Source organism: Hoylesella timonensis S9-PR14 (genome assembly GCF_000762405.1).
GTDB lineage: Bacteria > Bacteroidota > Bacteroidia > Bacteroidales > Bacteroidaceae > Prevotella > Prevotella timonensis_A.
Window position 1 is genome coordinate 38,329 of record NZ_JRPQ01000272.1, and the last position, 18,523, is coordinate 56,851.

Here is an 18,523-nt window from a genome sequence, read left to right on the forward strand (position 1 = left end):
AAGAGGACGATTATGGACGAGCAAAATATGAAAGATACGCAAAAGCAGGTCGATGAAGATAAAATCATTCAAGACGCATTTCAACACCTGTTAGATACCTACTTAGCTTCACGCCACAGAAAAAAGGTGGATATCATTACCAAAGCTTACAATTTTGCGCGTCAAGCGCACAAAGGAGTACGGCGTCTTTCGGGCGAGCCTTATATCCTCCACCCTATTGCGGTTGCACAAATAGCCTGCGAGGAGATGGGATTGGGGTCTACCAGTATCAGCTCTGCCCTTCTGCACGATGTGGTGGAAGACACAGACTATACGGTAGAAGACATCGAAAATATCTTTGGTCACAAAATCGCCCAAATTGTGGATGGACTCACGAAGATTAGCGGTGGTATTTTTGGTGATAGAGCATCTGCCCAAGCGGAAAACTTTAAGAAACTGCTCCTCACCATGAGCGACGATATTCGCGTCATACTCATCAAGATATGCGACCGTCTGCACAACATGCGCACCTTAGAGTCGCAACCCGCTAATAAACAATACAAGATTGCCGGAGAAACACTCTATATTTATGCGCCATTAGCAAACAGGTTAGGGCTGAACAAGATTAAGACCGAGCTTGAAAATCTTAGTTTCAAATTCGAACATCCCGAAGAATATCAAGATATTACCAATAAACTTTCATTTACGAAAGAACAGCGAGAACGCCTTTTCGAACAATTTACAGGCCCGATTCGAGAGACACTTGACGCCATGGGTGTCGATTATGAAATAAAGGCGCGCGTCAAAAGTCCTTATTCGATATGGAATAAGATGCAAACCAAGCACATTACTTTTGACGAAATCTATGACATCTTGGCGGTTCGTATTATCTTCACACCACAGGTCAGAGAAGACGAAATTAATGAATGTTTCAAAATATATGTGGCTATCAGTCGCATCTATAAGTCGCATCCCGACCGTCTTCGCGACTGGCTCAACCATCCCAAAGCCAACGGATATCAAGCGCTGCACGTTACCTTGATGAGCAAACAGGGACGCTGGATAGAGGTTCAAATCCGAAGTGACCGAATGAACGAGGTGGCAGAACAAGGATTTGCGGCTCATTGGAAATATAAGGAAAATGGCGAATACACAGAAGATGAGGGCGAACTCAATGAGTGGTTGCGAACTATCAAAGAGATATTAGACGATCCGCAACCTGACGCAATGGATTTTTTGGATACTATCAAACTGAATCTCTTCGCCTCTGAAATTTTTGTATTCACCCCTAAAGGCGAAATCAAGACCATGCCAGCAGGCTGTACTGCACTCGACTTTGCCTTCCAAATCCATACTCTCCTCGGCAGTCATTGCATTGGCGCCAAAGTCAACCATAAATTAGTTCCACTAAGTCACAAGCTCCAAAGTGGAGACCAAGTAGAGATTCTCACCAGTAAATCGCAGCGTGTACAACCCTCATGGCTCAATTTTGCCACAACAGCCAAAGCAAAGGGAAAGATTCAAGCCATGCTCAGGCGCGATAATCGCGAGAAACAAAAAGAGGGAGAGGTTATCCTTCGGGCTTGGTTGGAACGAAACGACATGGAGATGACCACAGGTGTACTCAACAAACTGTGCGAATTTCATCATCTCAAGAAACACGAAAGTCTCTTCTTATGTATTGGTAACAAATCGATTATCCTAACCGAAAAAGATCTTGATGAGCTGCAAAACAAAAAGAAGGGTGGAACACCGAGCAAGTGGCTCAAGTATATTCCTTTCATTGGACACGACAAAAAAGGCGAAGAGCAACAAACGGTTGAGCCCCTAACCATCGAAGATTCCTACAATAAGAAAAAACCTATCATTATTAACGATAGCAACATCGATTCGCTCATCTTCCCTAACTGCTGTCATCCCATACCCGGTGACGACATCTTAGGGTTTATTGACAATCAAAACCATGTGGAAATACACAAGCGCAACTGTCCTGTTGCCAGCAAACTAAAGTCGAGTTATGGCAACAGACTGTTGGATGCGAAGTGGGATATGCTCAAAACAAGGTTCTTCGATGCCACGATAGAAATCAAGGGCATCGACCGAAAAGGCATGCTACACGATGTGGTGGATGTCATTTCGGACGAGATGAATGTCAATATGCACAAGATTACGCTCTCCAGTCATGAAAACATTTTCACAGGAATCATTGAGATAAAAGTTCACGACCGTCAGGAAGTAAAGAATGTTATCAATGGATTGAAAAAAGTAGAAGGGTTACAAGAACTGCAACAAATTATGTAAAGGACGGGGTTATCAATTGGCTTTGTCAGATTGCGAGGCTGTTTTTGTGGTCAATTTGTTTATGGGAGAAGGCATATATCGAGCTATACGACTGAACGAACAAGCAGATTGAACCAAAAAGAGACCGCATGATGACAAAACATAAATCGACCAACAGAAAAAAACTTTATGGTGGTAATAGATAGAACAGCCCTAAATACTTAGTGGACGGATGAACGAGAAGAAGCGTCTCCTCACACTATTACGTCCAACTGCTTACGCAGTTCCTGCAATTCATCTCTAACAGAAAGCAACGTATCCAAAATTTCAGAACTCGTTTCTACCCCCTTGCGGTTAGAACTCAACACCTTGCGAGCAGCAGACAGCTTAAACCCTCTGACCTTGACAAGGTTATAAATAATCCGAATGTCCTCAACATTGGCATCGGTATACTGTCGTACCTTGTTAGAACCCACCGTCTTTGGACGTAAATTAGGAAACTCTGTCTCCCAATATCTCAAAGTACTTTCGTTGATACCAAACATTTGGGCAACTTCTTTGATAGAATAATAGAGTTTTACGCTCTTGTTTGTATTCAATGCCATGGCGATATATCTTTTTGCAAATGTAGATAAAATTTTCGAATTATACGTCAGCAAAATAAAGAAAGCGCTTTTTCTTTAGCGGAAAAATACATTTGCTGAATATGCTACGCCCTCCTTTCACATTTCATTCATTCTTTCTCACTCTGCATAAGTCCACCCATTGCTATCCCTGCGAAGCAACATTAAGATAATTCTCCAGCAGTTGTGCTGTTTGCGTTTCAGCAAAGACGCGCTGAAAGCGCAAAAGGAATGAAAAAATGTGCCGCTCAAACTTCTACTGTGCATTGTCATTTTTATTGACAACAGCACCAAAATGCTGGCAATATTTACAAACAACATGCACCAAGGGCGAAAATACGCCAAAAATGGAGAACTTTGATAACAACCTATGAATCAACATATTAACAAAAACCGACAAATAAAAGCAAGAATTACACTAATGTTTCAAGTCCCAAAACATTCATTTTGTAGCGTTATCTACTGTTTCCAATGCTATTAAGTCATGCTAATAGCGATGCTAAAGCATGCTAATAACGACATTATCTCAATGCTTCAATCCCAGCAAAGCATGCAATGACACCTTTCAAGGCATGATTTCATGCCTTCAACCCCTTTTCGTTTCTCTATTTTGAGAATTTCTATAACCCTCTTTTTTGTCAGTTTTTAGGACAAAACATACCCTTTTCCACCCTACTGTGTAATTCATTTTCCCAAACAGATACTTGAAATTCGGTTAATCTCTTCGTGTTTTTATCCAAAGAGCCTCGTACCAATTTCAACAGATAATTTTGGTGCTTCCTGCTTTTTTTTATAATTTTGCTCCTTAATTAAAGAAGTGAAACATTTACACATTGCACGAACAAAAATATAAATGACAATGATGACAGCAAACGAGATACGTGAATCGTTCAAGAAATTCTTTGAGTCGAAAGGACACACCATCGTGGCTTCGGCACCCATGGTTATCAAAGACGACCCCACCCTGATGTTTACCAATGCAGGCATGAACCAATGGAAGGACATCATTCTGGGCAACAAACAACCTGAGCCACGCCGCAGAGCTGACTCGCAAAAGTGCCTCCGCGTGAGTGGAAAGCACAACGACCTTGAGGAAGTGGGACGAGACACTTACCACCACACGATGTTCGAAATGCTCGGCAACTGGAGTTTTGGCGACTACTTTAAGGAAGGCGCCATTGATTATGCGTGGGAATATTTGGTGGACGTACTGCACTTGGATCCAAAAGATTTGTATGTGACGGTGTTTGAAGGCTCACCCGAAGAAAACATCCCACACGACAGTGAGGCAGAGAAGTATTGGCGCAAGCACCTGCCAGCCAACCATATCATCAATGGCAATAAGCACGACAACTTTTGGGAAATGGGAGATACGGGACCTTGCGGTCCCTGTTCGGAGATACACGTAGACTCACGTTCGGACGAAGAGAAAGCACAACTACCCGGACGGGAATTGGTGAACAAAGATCACCCACAGGTCATTGAGATTTGGAACATCGTATTCATGCAGTTCAATCGCAAGGCCGATGGTTCTTTGGAGCCACTCTCCATGAACGTTATTGATACCGGAATGGGATTCGAGCGATTAGTCAGAATGCTGCAAGGAAAGAATTCTAACTACGACACCGACATCTTTCAACCATTCATCCATGAGATGGAACGCCTGTCGGGCAAGAAATATGGCGAGCAAGAAGATGTAGATGTGGCGATGCGTGTAGTGGCTGACCACCTTAGAGCCGTAGCTTTCTCCATCGCTGATGGGCAACTGCCCAGCAATGCCAAGGCGGGTTACGTCATTCGTCGCATCCTCCGACGTGCCGTTCGCTATGCCTACACGTTCTTAGGGCAGCGCGAAGCTTTTGTGTATAAATTACTCCCGGTACTCGTAGACGAAATGGGAGGAGCATATCCTGAACTCGTTGCCCAACGTGAGTTGATTGGCAAGGTGATGAAAGAAGAGGAAGACTCGTTCTTGCGAACACTCGAAAAAGGTATCAACCTGTTGAGCAACGCCATGGATGAGCTGAAGAAAGCAGGCAAGACGCAAATCGATGGCGAACAAGCCTTCCGCCTTTTCGATACCTATGGCTTTCCGCTCGACCTCACGGAACTGATATGTAGAGAGCACGGATTCAGCGTTGACGAGCAACAGTTCCATGCAGAAATGCAGAAACAGAAAGACCGTGCCCGCAATGCCGCACAAGTGGAAAACAGCGACTGGGTAGAAATTAGACAAGGCGAACAGCAGTTTGTGGGCTACGACTATACCGAATACGAATGCCACATCTTGAAGTATCGCAAAGTAACCCAGAAAAAAAATAGTTTTTACGAGGTCATCTTGGACTTCACACCCTTCTATGGAGAAATGGGAGGACAGGTAGGCGACCAAGGTGTCTTGGTGAGCGAACACGAGACGGTGGACGTGATAGACACCAAACGTGAGAACAACCAAAGCATTCACATCATCAAACAACTGCCACAACATCCCGAGGCTGACTTTATGGCTTGCGTGGATACTGACAAACGTGACGCCTGTGCGGCAAACCATACAGCCACTCACCTACTGGATTATGCACTCAAGCAGGTGCTTGGCGACCATGTGGAGCAAAAGGGATCGTATGTGTCGCCGGACACGTTGCGCTTCGATTTCTCGCATTTCCAAAAGGTGACCGATGAGGAAATCAGACAGGTAGAGCGGTTGGTAAACGACCTCATTCGTCAAGACATTCCCTTGGACGAACATCGTGACACACCAATAGAAGAGGCGAAGGAAATGGGAGCCGTTGCATTGTTTGGTGAAAAATATGGCGACAAAGTGCGAGTAGTGCGTTTCGGACCGTCATGTGAGTTCTGTGGAGGCATTCATGCCAAGAGTACAGGACGCATCGGACTGTTCAAAATCCTATCCGAGAGTTCGGTAGCTGCTGGTGTTCGTCGCTTCGAAGCCATTACTGGCCGCAAGTGCGAAGAAGCGATGTATGCCATAGAAGACACAGTGAAGACCATCCGCAGTTTGTTCAATAATGCTAAGGACTTGAAAGGAGTCATCGAAAAGTACATGGACGAACACGCCACCATGCGCAAGGAGATAGAACAGTTCCAAGCACAAGCGGTGCAAAGAACCAAAGACGAGCTCATCAAACGTGCAGAGGCTGTCAATGGGGTTACCGTTATCAAGGCGGTATTGCCTATCGATGGCAACGCTGCTAAGGACTTGGTGTTCAAGATTCGTGAAGCTATACCGTCGCATTTGCTTTGCGTCATCGGATCTACGGCACAGCAAAAGCCACTTCTGAGTGTTATGCTGAGCGAAGATATGGTGAAAGACCACGGATTGAATGCAGGTCAAATGGTTCGTGAAGCAGCCAAACTCATCCAGGGAGGCGGTGGCGGACAACCGCATTTCGCATCGGCTGGCGGCAAGAATGTAGATGGTATCAGCGCTGCGGTAGACAAAGTTATTGAGTTGGCGCACCTATAAATAAAGATCATCATCAAAGGCAAATGCCTTTTTCGGTAGGATATTTTCACAAAAACCGCATCCCAACACCATGGAGATGCGTTTTTTGTTTTTATTTTCTACATCGCCTATACCATATAAATAAAGTATCACGGGCAAACAGTCTTTTACTAAGAACCTACAAAATATCAACATCTTAGTCCAAACACCCAAAATACTACTATTGTAAATCACCCGAAAGCTATTACCCAAACTTTTTTTGATACAAGGTAGTCTCATGCGTACACCCACATAATGACATTTGATTCAAATATTGATGTTACACTCAATTATCATATCAAAAAGGGAATAGTATTTGAACATAATATCATTTATTTGGAAAAAAAGGTGTATTTTTGCAATATCTTATAAAAATAACTGAACAAACCAATTATCATATAAGAATTTAGGAAATTACTAACCATCCTTATCATAAAAACAACATTCATGAAGTATCAACTTTTACTACTTGCATTTTTATCTTCTGCCCTTGGCACTTCAGCACAACAGTTTGAGAAAGTGGACAAGAGCAAATACAAGGATTATACACCTACTTACGCCCCAGACCCTTCGCTGATGCGTAACATCAGAGGAAAAGCCGGCAAAGTAGACATGCGCACCCGAGCAACGAAGACCCCGCTGCCCGCTTATGTCAACAATGCCAATGCCAAATGGTTCCCACCTATCTTCGGACAAACAGGTGGGTCGTGTGGTGCATCATCACGTATTGGCTATATGATGACATACGAATGGAATGCTTTTAGGCTCTCAGATGCATCGAAGATTGAACATCGATTGCCGCCACACTTTGAGTATCCGTTTTCATACAATGGACTCACCAAAGATCACATGGCACAGTATATAGGCTATCCTACCGGCGATGTGTACGGAGGTTGGGACATAAGCAGCATTTACGGAGCATACGAAGTTGATTCTAATGACGCTGGATGGATGCAAGGCTATGACCGTTGGTACAACGCCATGTTCAACCGCATCACAGGAACGGCTAACTTTCCTAAAGGATCGAACACCCCTGAAGGAATGGAAGCTATCAAGCGTTGGCTATTCAACCATAATGGCGACCCCTCATGGCCTACCATTACCGATGAAAATGGTACCCATATTGTAGGTGGCATTGCTGGTTTGGGCTGTGGTATATCGGGCTGCGTCATGCAAACGGTAGCCGATGTGGACGCCAACAGAAAGGCAGGCGTCGTTGGTAAACATTACATTGAGAGGTGGAGGTTTGACACTGCCGACCACGCCATTACCTTAGTGGGCTACGATGACCGTGTGGTATTCGACTTAGACAAGAATGGCGTATACGGCGAGGAAAAGAATCGCTTAGGTCAAGACGAGCGAGGCGCATGGATTTTTGCTAACTCATGGGGCGATTGGGCAGATAAAGGGTTGTGCTACGTACCCTACCCAATGGCAGGAGGAGTAACCAACAGCAAGACGGACAAACACATCTTGACGAATGAAGACGGCTCAAAAGTAGAGGTATATACGGGTGGCGGCTGGTGGCCAGAGGTGTACTACCTCCGCCAGAACTATGTGCCGCAACAGACCATGAAAGTAACTATGCAATACAGCAAGCGGTCGGAAATCAGCGTGAAGGTAGGCGTAAGTCAAGACCCCACGGCTACAAAACCACAAAAAGAGTCTGTGTTTAGGTATATCAACTATACAGGTGATGGGGATAAAGACCCTGCCGATGCCGAAACACCACTACTTGGACGATGGGCGGATGGCAAAATGCACCACGAACCAATGGAGTTTGGCGTAGACTTGACCGACCTTTGTGAAGGAATAGACTTCTCACGCCCCGTAAAATACTTCCTCACCATCAACAGTAAGGGTAGCGCAACGGGTAAAGGAAGCGTGAAATCGGTAAGCATTATCGACTACGCTATGAACGAAAAGGGTGTGGAAATGCCAATATGCACTGAAGACGTTCCTATTAAGAACGGTGGACAGACCACTTGTGTGTCGGGCGTGGTGACACAAGAATCGGTTAATACGCCCTACAACTTGACATTCGATGACAACAAACAGCTTGCATGGGCTGAACCTGTGAACGGATTGTCCAAGCCTGAGAAGTATATCGTTTACCAAAACGGAAATAAAATCGCCGAGACAACATCCACCCATTATGCACCGACATCAACAGACGGCTCTTTCTATGTAAAGGCTTCATACAAGATAAATGGCAAGCAAAAGCTCAGCGCCGCGTCCAACTCGGCTGCATTGCCACAAAATGCAGATGCTGTTTATGACAACGATGTTCAGCGATTTACAAACAGCGGAGGGTTCATTGTGCCTAACGTGACAGCAACACCTCATCAGAAATTCACGATAGAGTATTGGCTCAAGCCTTCATCCGTACGCGACTGGAATCAAAAAGTTGGTGCTGGATGGGGTACATTCTGGCTACATGCCAACAACAACCGTACACTTACTTTTGGCTGGAACACGCAAAATGGCAACCGAAGCGACTCTGAGCCCATTCTTGAAACCAACAAATGGACACACATCGCATTGGTAATCGATGGGAACACCATGACACTGTATGCCAATGGCGAGCGCAAGGGGCAATTCAGCTCACAGTTCCACAGTGGCATGCCTGCCATATCGGATGGACTCCTTTTTGGAGCAACCAACAACGATGGATTGCATGGATGCATTGACGACCTGCGAATATGGGAAGTAGCTCGTACTGCACAAGAGATAAAAGACAACTACCAAACGCCTGTTGCCAATCCAGGAAGTGAGAAGGGATTGTTGGCTTATTTCAAAATGAACACCATCAAAAAGAATGGACGCACACTCTTGGTTGATGCAGCCCACGGCAACCATGCCAAATTCTTGCCCAATGGCGCACACAACACAGCACAAGTAAACAATGAGACCATTCGTAAACAAGCCTTATCCTCTGCTGCCATTCAAGGACCAACACAGGTAAATAAGGGCGATGTGGTTACATTATCGGCTACGACATCGGTAGGTGTCATGAAGAGAACATGGACAGCCACAGGTGCAACACCTGCACAAACAACGGCACACGATGCAAGTTTCAAATTCAATACAGCAGGTAACCAAACCGTTACACTGACAACGACCGACATCAATGGGCAAACGCAGCAGACAACCCATCAAGTCAACGTTAAAGCCATAGAACCTTCGGCAGACTTTACGATAACCAACGAGAAGGTAAAGGCATCCGAACGAGTATCATTCTTGGCGAAGAACGAAGTGTCGGGCTGTACTTACGCTTGGCAATTAGATGGAGCCGACATAAAAACCTCTGACCATCGCAACATTTCAGCCGTGTTCATGAAGGCCGGCACACATACCGTCACCCTTACTGTCACATCTGCCGAAGGTAAGAAGTACACGCAGAAAAAACACCTCAACGTGGCTGCATCGGCACCCAAGGCTGGTTATAAAACAAGTAAAGATGACCAAGTTGTATTGAAAAACGAAGAGCTGACGCTAACAGACGCTTCCAAATATGAGCCAACAGAGTTCTACTGGTCATTAGTAAGTCATAATCAGGTGTACAATGGAACAGGCAATCCATATCGCTTCAAGCCACAACGTGCAGGCGTGTACAAACTGTATTACACCGTTGGAAACGCACAGGGAAGCGACAAGTTGGTCAAAGATCAAGCTGTCATCGTATGTAATGCAGACGCACAACGTGGCTTGAATTTCTCGATAGTCGGCAACAAGTCATACAAAACGATGACCACAGGTCAGTTGGACAATATCAGTACCGATTGGACTATTGATTATTGGCTGAAGCCAACGTTTGCCTCATCGGCATCGAATGGCGTCTATGCGCTGAGTAGCAATGGCTCGGAGGTGGCAAGCCTGATAGCACAACCAAAGGGAGGTGCGACACTAAAGGTGGGCAACCAGACTTTCCAAATCAACGATGATTTCATCATTTCCGGACAATGGCACCACTACGCCATCACTGCGGATAGAACTACGGTGAGATTGTATCGTGACGGAACTTTGTTCAAGTCGTTCACTCTCTCCGGTAGCAACAACACAGACAACATTGCAAAGTTACGAATAGGCGGCGAAGCACAAGCCAACGGCATCTTTGATGAGTTCAGGGTTTGGGGAAAGACACTCAGTCAAACAGACCTACGCCGTTACTGCATTGCTCCTCTGAGTGGTACAGAGCTAACCAAAGCCGTTAGCGACAACCAGTTAAAGTGCTACTATCAATTCAATACCATTGAGGACGGGACTAACATTCCTGACCAATCTGGACGTGGATGTAACGCCACTCGCAACAATTTTGGTCCTGGTGGAGATGCCTGGGTGTCGTCACGAGGCGTGTTTGCCATTGACTTCTCGCCTGCCGAAGGGGAAAAGATTAACGGTTACACTTCGTTGGATAGGTCTTCATACCGCATCGTAAAGGTGAGCGATGAAGAGACGCAGAGCGAACAAAACGGCAACGGATTTGCAGAACTGGCGCTCGATGCTGATGAAACCACATTTTGGCATAGTCAATATTCTGGTAGCGAAAAGGGATTTCCTCATAGCTTCACCATCGACAGAGCAAGCCTCGACGTCATTCATGCCTTGAAGATAACGAACAAACGAGAAAGCCGATACAGGGCTGTCAGCGTAACCGTTGAGCAAAGTGATGATATGAATCAGTGGGAAATGCTTGACAACAACCACCATTTCTTAGACATGGAAAGCCCAGCCGTCAACCTCATGAAGCCAGTGACAAAACGCTACATGCGCCTAACCTTCAATGAAAACGCATGGCAAGGAAGCCTCATGACGCTGAACACAGTTGAATTTTATGGTACGAAAGCTAACGATGCCAGCCTTGAGCAGCCTGTACAGCTCATCTTCAAGAGTTGTTCAGATGAGAATAACAACGCAAAGCAAAAGGCAAGCAACGCTGTAGATGGGAATGAAAACACACAGTGGCGCAGCAAAGACGGCACTCCTTATCCACATACCATTGATGTGCAGAACAGTTCATCTGGAAGATGTATCGAGACATTATCCCTTGTTCAAGCCATCATAGGCAACAAAAAGAAATCGCGAAACTACAATGCAGGCAAGGTAACCATTTGGGTGAGTGACAACGGAAAGGACTGGACAACGTTTGAAAAGGTACGTATACCTTACTATAATAAGAGTACTATCCGCCTAAAGACTCCTATTCACCAACCATATATCCGCTTTGAATTTACCGAAGCACAGATGAAAGGCGCCACCTCGTTGGCACTCAAAGAAATCAAAGCAAATGGAAGATTGTCAAAGGAGACTGGCATCAATGGCGTTGAGCAAAACCACAACAGCACCGACACGCGCATCTACAACCTGCAAGGACAGTATGTAGGCACTTCGATAGAAAGTTTACCTGCTGGCATCTACATCAGAAATGGCAAGAAGATGATTAAGCAATAAACCTTCAAACGAGAAAGAACACACACGAGGATGTATGCACCACAAAGCACATCCTCGTTTTTTTATGCTTATCACTGACAAGGATTGGAAAGAAATGTTTACTTTTGTACAACGATTTTTCTGAGACTGAGCACCAAACATCATAGTCTATAGAAAAGAACAAATATCTGACAATGCGAAAATCACTACTCATCGTCTTCTTAGGAATGTGCATCAAAGTCAGTATTGCACAATCTTTCAACCTACAGTGGATTGCTTGCCCACAGGCAGACAGTACCTCGGAAGTATGGTTTAGGCAAGATTGGAAGCTGAAAGATTATCCCACACATGCCACGATGACTATTGCCTGCACAGGAAAGGTGAGCGCATACATCAACGAGCGAAACATATCAACAGCACTATGGTTTCCTGCTCGTTCCAATAACGACGGCAAACCAATATGTATCACACTGGATGTTACTCGTTTTCTACAACCTGGCAACAACGTCATCGCTATTTGGTATGCTCCCTCATGGACTCATCTTGAAAGGCAACAGGTAGCCATTGCGCTGCATGCACGTTATGCAAATAAGGAATACACATGTTTAGAGTCTGACGAGAATTGGCTCACACGACCTGCCACCACATCCTTGACCTTGGATGGAGGAGAAAAGGATGATGGTTATGCGTATGGTGCAAAATGGAATTCCGAAGATTTTGACGTCGCAACTTGGCAATCTGCAACGGCTGTTGAGGGTTCTTCTCTTCCCTATTCCTATTATTTTGCTGGATATCCCACTGTGAAGGTGAGTAAAATTCAGACACCTCGTTATTTTGATGTCGTTGGAGATAGCGTATATTACCAATTTGATAAAGCATTTAAGGGACAAGTTCGTGTGACGCTGCGTGGCGCTAAGCGTGGACAGAAAATACAGTTTAATGGACTCACCTATACCTGCAACGGTGAACTTGACGAACAAGCCTACCCTCGTTTTACGATAAAAGATGTCTATCGAGTTTTGATTTCGGGCGATAAAGATTTCAAACCCGAACAGATTCAACAGGTAGAAGGATTAGAAGTTGTCCCATATTTCCATCAAAGCTATCAATATTAACAGATAAATGTGCGGTTACATTCCAAATTTTCGCTACCTTTGTACGGAATATAAAAGTGTGTTTAATGAATTTTACATTCTTCTAAGGAAGTGTCATTGACAAATATACAAAACCAAAAACAATTATGGAAAGAAATAGTATAGCGAAACTAACGATTAAACGCATCAAAGAAATCACCAATATATCTACCTTCATTGACGACGATTTATTATTATTCGACCGATTAGAGGATCTTCCTTTCCCACTCGAGCCACGCAAAATGAATTGTGTTTTGGTTGGGATGTGCCTTAAAGGGCGTGCACAATACACCGTTGACACCAAAGAATGTGTCATTTCAGAGAACGATTTACTTATTTTGAGTGACGGACAGGTAGTCAGTGACTATATGATCAGTCATGATTTCAAAGGCATTGCCATGTTGGCATCCGAGAACTTCATGCAGGATATCTCAAGGGGAGTAAACAAAATTTCCTCACTGTTCATCTACACGAAAACACATCCTGTTTTGCATTTAGAACAACAAAATGCCAATTCCTTCTTGGACATTTATAGAATGACGCATAAGAAGGTTATTGATGTCAATCACCGTTTTCGAAGAGAAATCGTTTGCTCATTACTTGGTGCGCTTATCTACGATATGGGAAACTATATTTGGTACAATCAACAGGACCAAACAAACTTTAAGCAAAGTCGAGGAGAAAAAATCTTTTCTGATTTCATTAAATTAGTTGAACAAAACTTCCGAGAGATTCGAAGAGTAGGATGGTATGCCGAACAATTAAAGATTACCCCTAAATATTTGTCGGAAACGGTGAAGAAGGTGAGCCGAGAAACACCAAATAGTTGGATTGATAGTTATGTAACTACAGAGCTACGAGTACAATTAAAGAACTCCGCAAAGAACATCAAAGAAATTGCGAAAGACATGAACTTCCCCAATCAAAGTTTTTTGGGCAAATACTTTAAGGACCGAACAGGGATGTCTCCTTCGAGTTATAGAAAATCTTGATGCGCCAATTGTTGTGCCACCACACACAATTCGTCATACCATTGCTGCCCGAAACGGCGTATCAAAGGCTCTTTGAGAAATTGGTAAAGTGGCAAATTGAGCTCTTTACCTTTCTCTACTCCACATTGGCAAATCTTCCAACGGTGGTAATTCAGTCCAACAAGTCCATTTCCCAACGCCTTCTCCCGAATGGGGTATAACGCACAGGAGATGGGCTTACAAAAATCAATCTCTGCCTTTCGATAGGCTCTTTCTAACACACAAAGGCAACAACCTTCTTGGTAACAAGTAAAAACACAATCCTTGCGACCGACAATGCTGGTTACCATGTCGCCCTCTCTATCGATATAAGCTACTCCTTGCTGGTCAATGACCGATTGAGCCGAAGCAGAAAGCTCGTTCCACACAGCATCCACGTTCTCTTCTATACTTGCAACTTCCTCAATAGTAACAGGAGCTCCAGCATCGCCTTCAATGCAACAAGCGCCGTGACACGCCTCCAAATCACAACAAAACTTTTGCGTGAAAACATCTGGAGACACCAAGACGTTGCCTACTTGTATAATGGGAGGATATGAATGGTTCATACATTGAGGAGTTTTTACCATTTCACGGGCTCAATGCCTTGCTGTTTTAAGTATTCATTACAGCGTGAGAAATGATGATTACCAAACCAACCACCTCGATTGGCAGATAGCGGTGAGGGATGTACACTTTCCAAAACACAATGTTTGTGCTTGTCAATAAGATAGGATTTTGAACGCGCATAACCGCCCCACAACAAGAACACCAAGTGCTCTTTATGGTCGCTCAACACCTTAATAACAGCATCTGTAAACGTTTCCCACCCTCTTCGCTGGTGACTTCCTGCTGCATGCGCGCGCACGGTGAGTGTGGCATTGAGGAGCATCACGCCCTGTTTCGCCCAGCGAGTCAAGTTACCGGTTGTGGGAATGGGCATTCCCATATCGGCTTGTATCTCCTTAAAGATGTTTTGCAACGAGGGTGGAAACGGCACACCGTCATTAACTGAGAAACTCAAACCGTGCGCCTGCCCCTGTTCATGATAAGGGTCTTGCCCGATAATCACCACTTTCACTTGATTGAATGGACAGAGATTAAAAGCGTTGAAGATGAGTTTTCCGGGAGGATAGCACGCAAATTGGCTGTACTCGGCATGCACAAACTCGGTCAGTTTTGCAAAGTAAGGCTTGTCAAACTCTTGCTGCAAATGCGCTTTCCAACTTTCTTCTATCTGTACTTCCATATCCTCAAGATTGATATAGCTTGACTGCTATATTCAAAAAAGACGAGAATTGAACCAACAAGTGGTTCAATTCTGGTGCTCTTATGTGCTTAAAAATTCAATAATCAATCTGTTATCAGATTTTCACCTGTCATGGCTTCTGGTTGTTCCAAGCCCATGATGTGCAATATAGACGGTGCCACGTCAGCCAATCTTCCGTCCTTCACGGTGGCACTGTTGTTGTCTGTCACATAAATAAACGGTACAGGATTGAGCGAGTGTGCCGTGTTGGGCGTGCCATCCTCGTTGATTGCATGATCCGCATTACCATGATCGGCAATGATGATAGCCTCATAACCGTTGGCTTTGGCAGCCTCTATCACCTCTTTCACACAATGGTCAATGGCCCAAACCGCTTTGGCAATGGCGTTATACACACCCGTATGTCCCACCATATCACCGTTGGCAAAGTTCACCACAATGAAATCGTACTGTTGTGTACCAATGGCATCCACCAGTTTGTCTTTCACTTCGTAGGCACTCATCTCGGGCTTTAGGTCGTAAGTCGCTACCTTGGGCGAATTGACTAAGATGCGGTCTTCCCCTTTGTAAGGCTCTTCACGTCCTCCATTGAAGAAGAATGTAACGTGTGCATACTTCTCCGTCTCCGCTGTATGCAACTGTCTTTTGCCCAGACTGCTAAGATATTCGCCCAATGTCATCTCTACATTTTCTTTCGGGAACAGCACATGCACATTCTTAAAGTTAGCATCGTAGGGCGTCATCGTGTAATATTGCAAATCCTTAATGGTGTGCATTCCCTCATCTGGCATATCGGTTTGGGTCAGCACCTGTGTGAGTTCTTTGGCACGGTCGTTACGGAAGTTGATGAAAATCACCACATCGCCCTCTTCTATCTGTCCTTGAACAGTGGCGTTGGTAATGGGTTTGATAAATTCGTCGGTCACCTCTTCGGCATAACTCTCATTCATCGCCTGCACCATGTCCGTTGCTTTCTTACCCACACCACTTACCAACAAGTCGTAAGCCTCTTTTACTCGATTCCATCGCTTGTCGCGATCCATGGCATAAAAGCGCCCTATGATACTGGCAATGTGCGCATCGTTCGTCTCACAAACATGCTGCAAAGCCTCAATAAAGCCAACTCCACTCTTCGGGTCTGTGTCGCGTCCGTCCATGAAACAATGTACATACGTATTTTTGAGACCATATTTCTTAGAAATTTCCAACAACTGATATAGATGGTCCAAAGAAGAGTGAACACCGCCAGTGCTGGTCAATCCCATTAAATGGAGCTTCTTCCCCGTTTTCTGTGCATACGTATAGGCAGAAACGATTTCAGGATTTTGCAGAATTGACCCATCTTTACAGGCTCTGTTAATCTTCACCAAATCCTGATACACCACACGTCCTGCACCAATATTCAAGTGTCCTACCTCTGAGTTACCCATCTGTCCATCGGGCAATCCTACATTCTCACCCGAAGCCTGCAACTGCGAATGCGAGCATGTAGCATTCAGATAATCCAAATAAGGTGTCGGTGTATTACTTATCACGTCGCCTTTACCCTTGTCTCCTATTCCCCATCCATCGAGGATCATCAATAAAGCTTTCTTTGCCATAATTATTGTTACCTGTTATATAAAAATCTTCTATGCAAAGATAGTGCAAGCCGAAGCCAAAAGAAGTTTACTTGTTTTGGTGAGGCGCAGCCTATCTTATGCAAAGGTACTGCAATTTTCTGACTTACGCATCATCTACACCTTATAAATACAAGAATACTTCACAATTTTCATTCACGCAAAAGCCCCACAATCCGTTTAGATTGCAGGACTTTCTCTATCTAAATACCAAACTAATGATTACTCAACGGTGATTTGCTTGCCTAATGTCTGTACAATTTCCTCACGTTTCGGCAAGGTAACGGTCAAGACACCATCCGACATTTTTGCGCAAATTTTCTCTTTGTCTACGTCATCTGGCAAAATCAGTGTCTGCTCAAAACTCGAGTAACTGAACTCTCTACGCAAGTAGTGAGCCTTCTTGTCCTCTTCTTTGTTCTCCACTTTCTTTTCCATCTTGATAGTCAAATTTCCATCGTTATCGATATTCACGATAAAATCGTCTTTCTTCAAGCCAGGTGCAGCCAACTCTACAACATACTCACCGTCATGAGCGATTACGTTGATTGCGGGTGCTGTACTGTTCAATCTTGGTGCAAGACCTGTATCAAAAAAATCATCAAACACACTTGGTAACCATGAATTTCTGTTTCTTACTGGTAACATAATCATTTCCTCCTATTTTTATATTGTTTATTCTTATTTGCTCTTTCGAGTTCACTAACCATAGTTGCAAGGAGCGTACCAGTGAAGAAACTGCGCCATTTTGGCGCACATCCTGTTATTTCTCACAAAATAAAAGACACAATGTCAGTATTTATCACTTTTAAGGTATCTATTTGAGCAAACAAACTCACAAGAGAAGGCTCTTTTATTCCCTTTGTTTTGATGTGAGCATCTAACATTCCGCCCCATCTTCAAGGAGTCTCGCACTAAAATACAACCGCCTAAAGGCTTCACCAACTTACAACTAATGCCACTGCGAGCTATTCCCCACCTGCATAAGGTAAACATACGGTCACTGTGAGTTCATCTTACTCATGTCACATTAAGAATTTTTGAGGGGTCAAAAACGCCTGATTTTGTCCGTTTTTCTTCCCTAATTTTAACACTTCTGAAACCTCACAAATAGAAAAAATATAGGGCATTTTTAGGGTGTTCAGAACCCTCAATCGGACTATAAACATGACTTTGACCGGTTACTCCATTGAGTTAATGAGCCTACATTAATGGAATAACGCCCTTAAGTCATTATTTTATCGACCCAAAACCATGCTTTTAACTGCTATTTCGCACTGTTTTTGGGGCTAAATGATGCCCCTATTTTTGTAACACATTGATTATCAAGCGTTCTTATTTTTCGCGTATTTGCGAGCAAGTCTCCACTTCGTTACAAATACGCGAGTATTCTGAGAGCATTTGTCAATATATTTCAGATTTTTTAAGACGATTTTTCATTGCATCGGAATGACACGGAACGACACGGATATGCAGTGAAAATCCGTGACACTCCGTTACGGCAGAAATCATATACTTACAACGAAACAAGCTATTCTAAAAATAAAAGAAGTGTGACGACACGACCTTATAAAGGCTGGTTCTATAAATTACCACCGCACATAGTCATCAAATGTTTATGAAATACGTTTTGTTATCTTTTGGCTTCTTTTTGGTTCAAAATGTAAGTTCGTTCAGTCG

The 18,523-nt window shown here is 44.1% G+C and carries 10 protein-coding genes; 5 read left to right on the forward strand and 5 right to left on the reverse strand.

Annotated features, from left to right (window positions below; genetic code table 11):
* Positions 1 to 12: 12 nt before the first annotated feature.
* On the forward strand, positions 13 to 2,280 hold the full coding sequence (locus HMPREF9304_RS12765) for a RelA/SpoT family protein (RefSeq protein WP_036929832.1): 2,268 nt from the start codon (positions 13 to 15) through the stop codon (positions 2,278 to 2,280).
* A 233-nt stretch (positions 2,281 to 2,513) separates the two neighbouring features.
* Here HMPREF9304_RS12765 and HMPREF9304_RS12770 read toward each other — a convergent pair whose 3' ends face one another.
* Positions 2,514 to 2,864, reverse strand: a complete 351-nt coding sequence (locus HMPREF9304_RS12770) for a MerR family transcriptional regulator (protein ID WP_036929834.1) — start codon at positions 2,862 to 2,864, stop codon at positions 2,514 to 2,516.
* An 871-nt stretch (positions 2,865 to 3,735) separates the two neighbouring features.
* On the opposite strand from HMPREF9304_RS12770, the gene alaS reads away from it, so the two are divergent.
* From alaS to HMPREF9304_RS12795, 4 genes are all read left to right on the forward strand, one after another.
* Entirely contained in the window at positions 3,736 to 6,363 is a 2,628-nt protein-coding gene (gene alaS, locus HMPREF9304_RS12775; RefSeq protein ID WP_036929835.1) for an alanine--tRNA ligase, read from the forward strand.
* 465 nt (positions 6,364 to 6,828) lie between these two features.
* On the forward strand, positions 6,829 to 11,832 hold the full coding sequence (locus tag HMPREF9304_RS12785) for a LamG-like jellyroll fold domain-containing protein (protein WP_036929839.1): 5,004 nt from the start codon (positions 6,829 to 6,831) through the stop codon (positions 11,830 to 11,832).
* 173 nt (positions 11,833 to 12,005) lie between these two features.
* Positions 12,006 to 12,926, forward strand: coding sequence for an alpha-L-rhamnosidase N-terminal domain-containing protein (locus tag HMPREF9304_RS12790; protein ID WP_036929841.1), 921 nt, complete (start codon positions 12,006 to 12,008; stop codon positions 12,924 to 12,926).
* A gap of 125 nt (positions 12,927 to 13,051) precedes the next feature.
* Entirely contained in the window at positions 13,052 to 13,936 is an 885-nt protein-coding gene (locus HMPREF9304_RS12795) for a helix-turn-helix domain-containing protein (protein WP_036929843.1), read from the forward strand.
* Here HMPREF9304_RS12795 and HMPREF9304_RS12800 read toward each other — a convergent pair.
* The 4 genes from HMPREF9304_RS12800 to HMPREF9304_RS12815 all read right to left on the reverse strand — a co-directional run bounded on the left by HMPREF9304_RS12800 (position 13,921) and on the right by HMPREF9304_RS12815 (position 17,497).
* Positions 13,921 to 14,523, reverse strand: coding sequence for a DUF3109 family protein (locus HMPREF9304_RS12800; protein ID WP_036929858.1), 603 nt, complete (start codon positions 14,521 to 14,523; stop codon positions 13,921 to 13,923). The genes HMPREF9304_RS12795 and HMPREF9304_RS12800 overlap by 16 nt on opposite strands.
* A gap of 14 nt (positions 14,524 to 14,537) precedes the next feature.
* A complete protein-coding gene (ung, locus tag HMPREF9304_RS12805) occupies positions 14,538 to 15,203 on the reverse strand; it encodes a uracil-DNA glycosylase (RefSeq protein WP_036929845.1) in 666 nt (221 codons plus the stop codon).
* Between the two features lie 104 nt (positions 15,204 to 15,307).
* The gene (gene gpmI, locus HMPREF9304_RS12810; protein ID WP_036929848.1) at positions 15,308 to 16,825 is read right to left on the reverse strand and encodes a 2,3-bisphosphoglycerate-independent phosphoglycerate mutase; all 1,518 of its coding nucleotides are present in this window, start codon (positions 16,823 to 16,825) and stop codon (positions 15,308 to 15,310) included.
* 240 nt (positions 16,826 to 17,065) lie between these two features.
* Positions 17,066 to 17,497, reverse strand: coding sequence for an Hsp20/alpha crystallin family protein (locus HMPREF9304_RS12815; RefSeq protein WP_025071501.1), 432 nt, complete (start codon positions 17,495 to 17,497; stop codon positions 17,066 to 17,068).
* Positions 17,498 to 18,523: the final 1,026 nt, after the last annotated feature.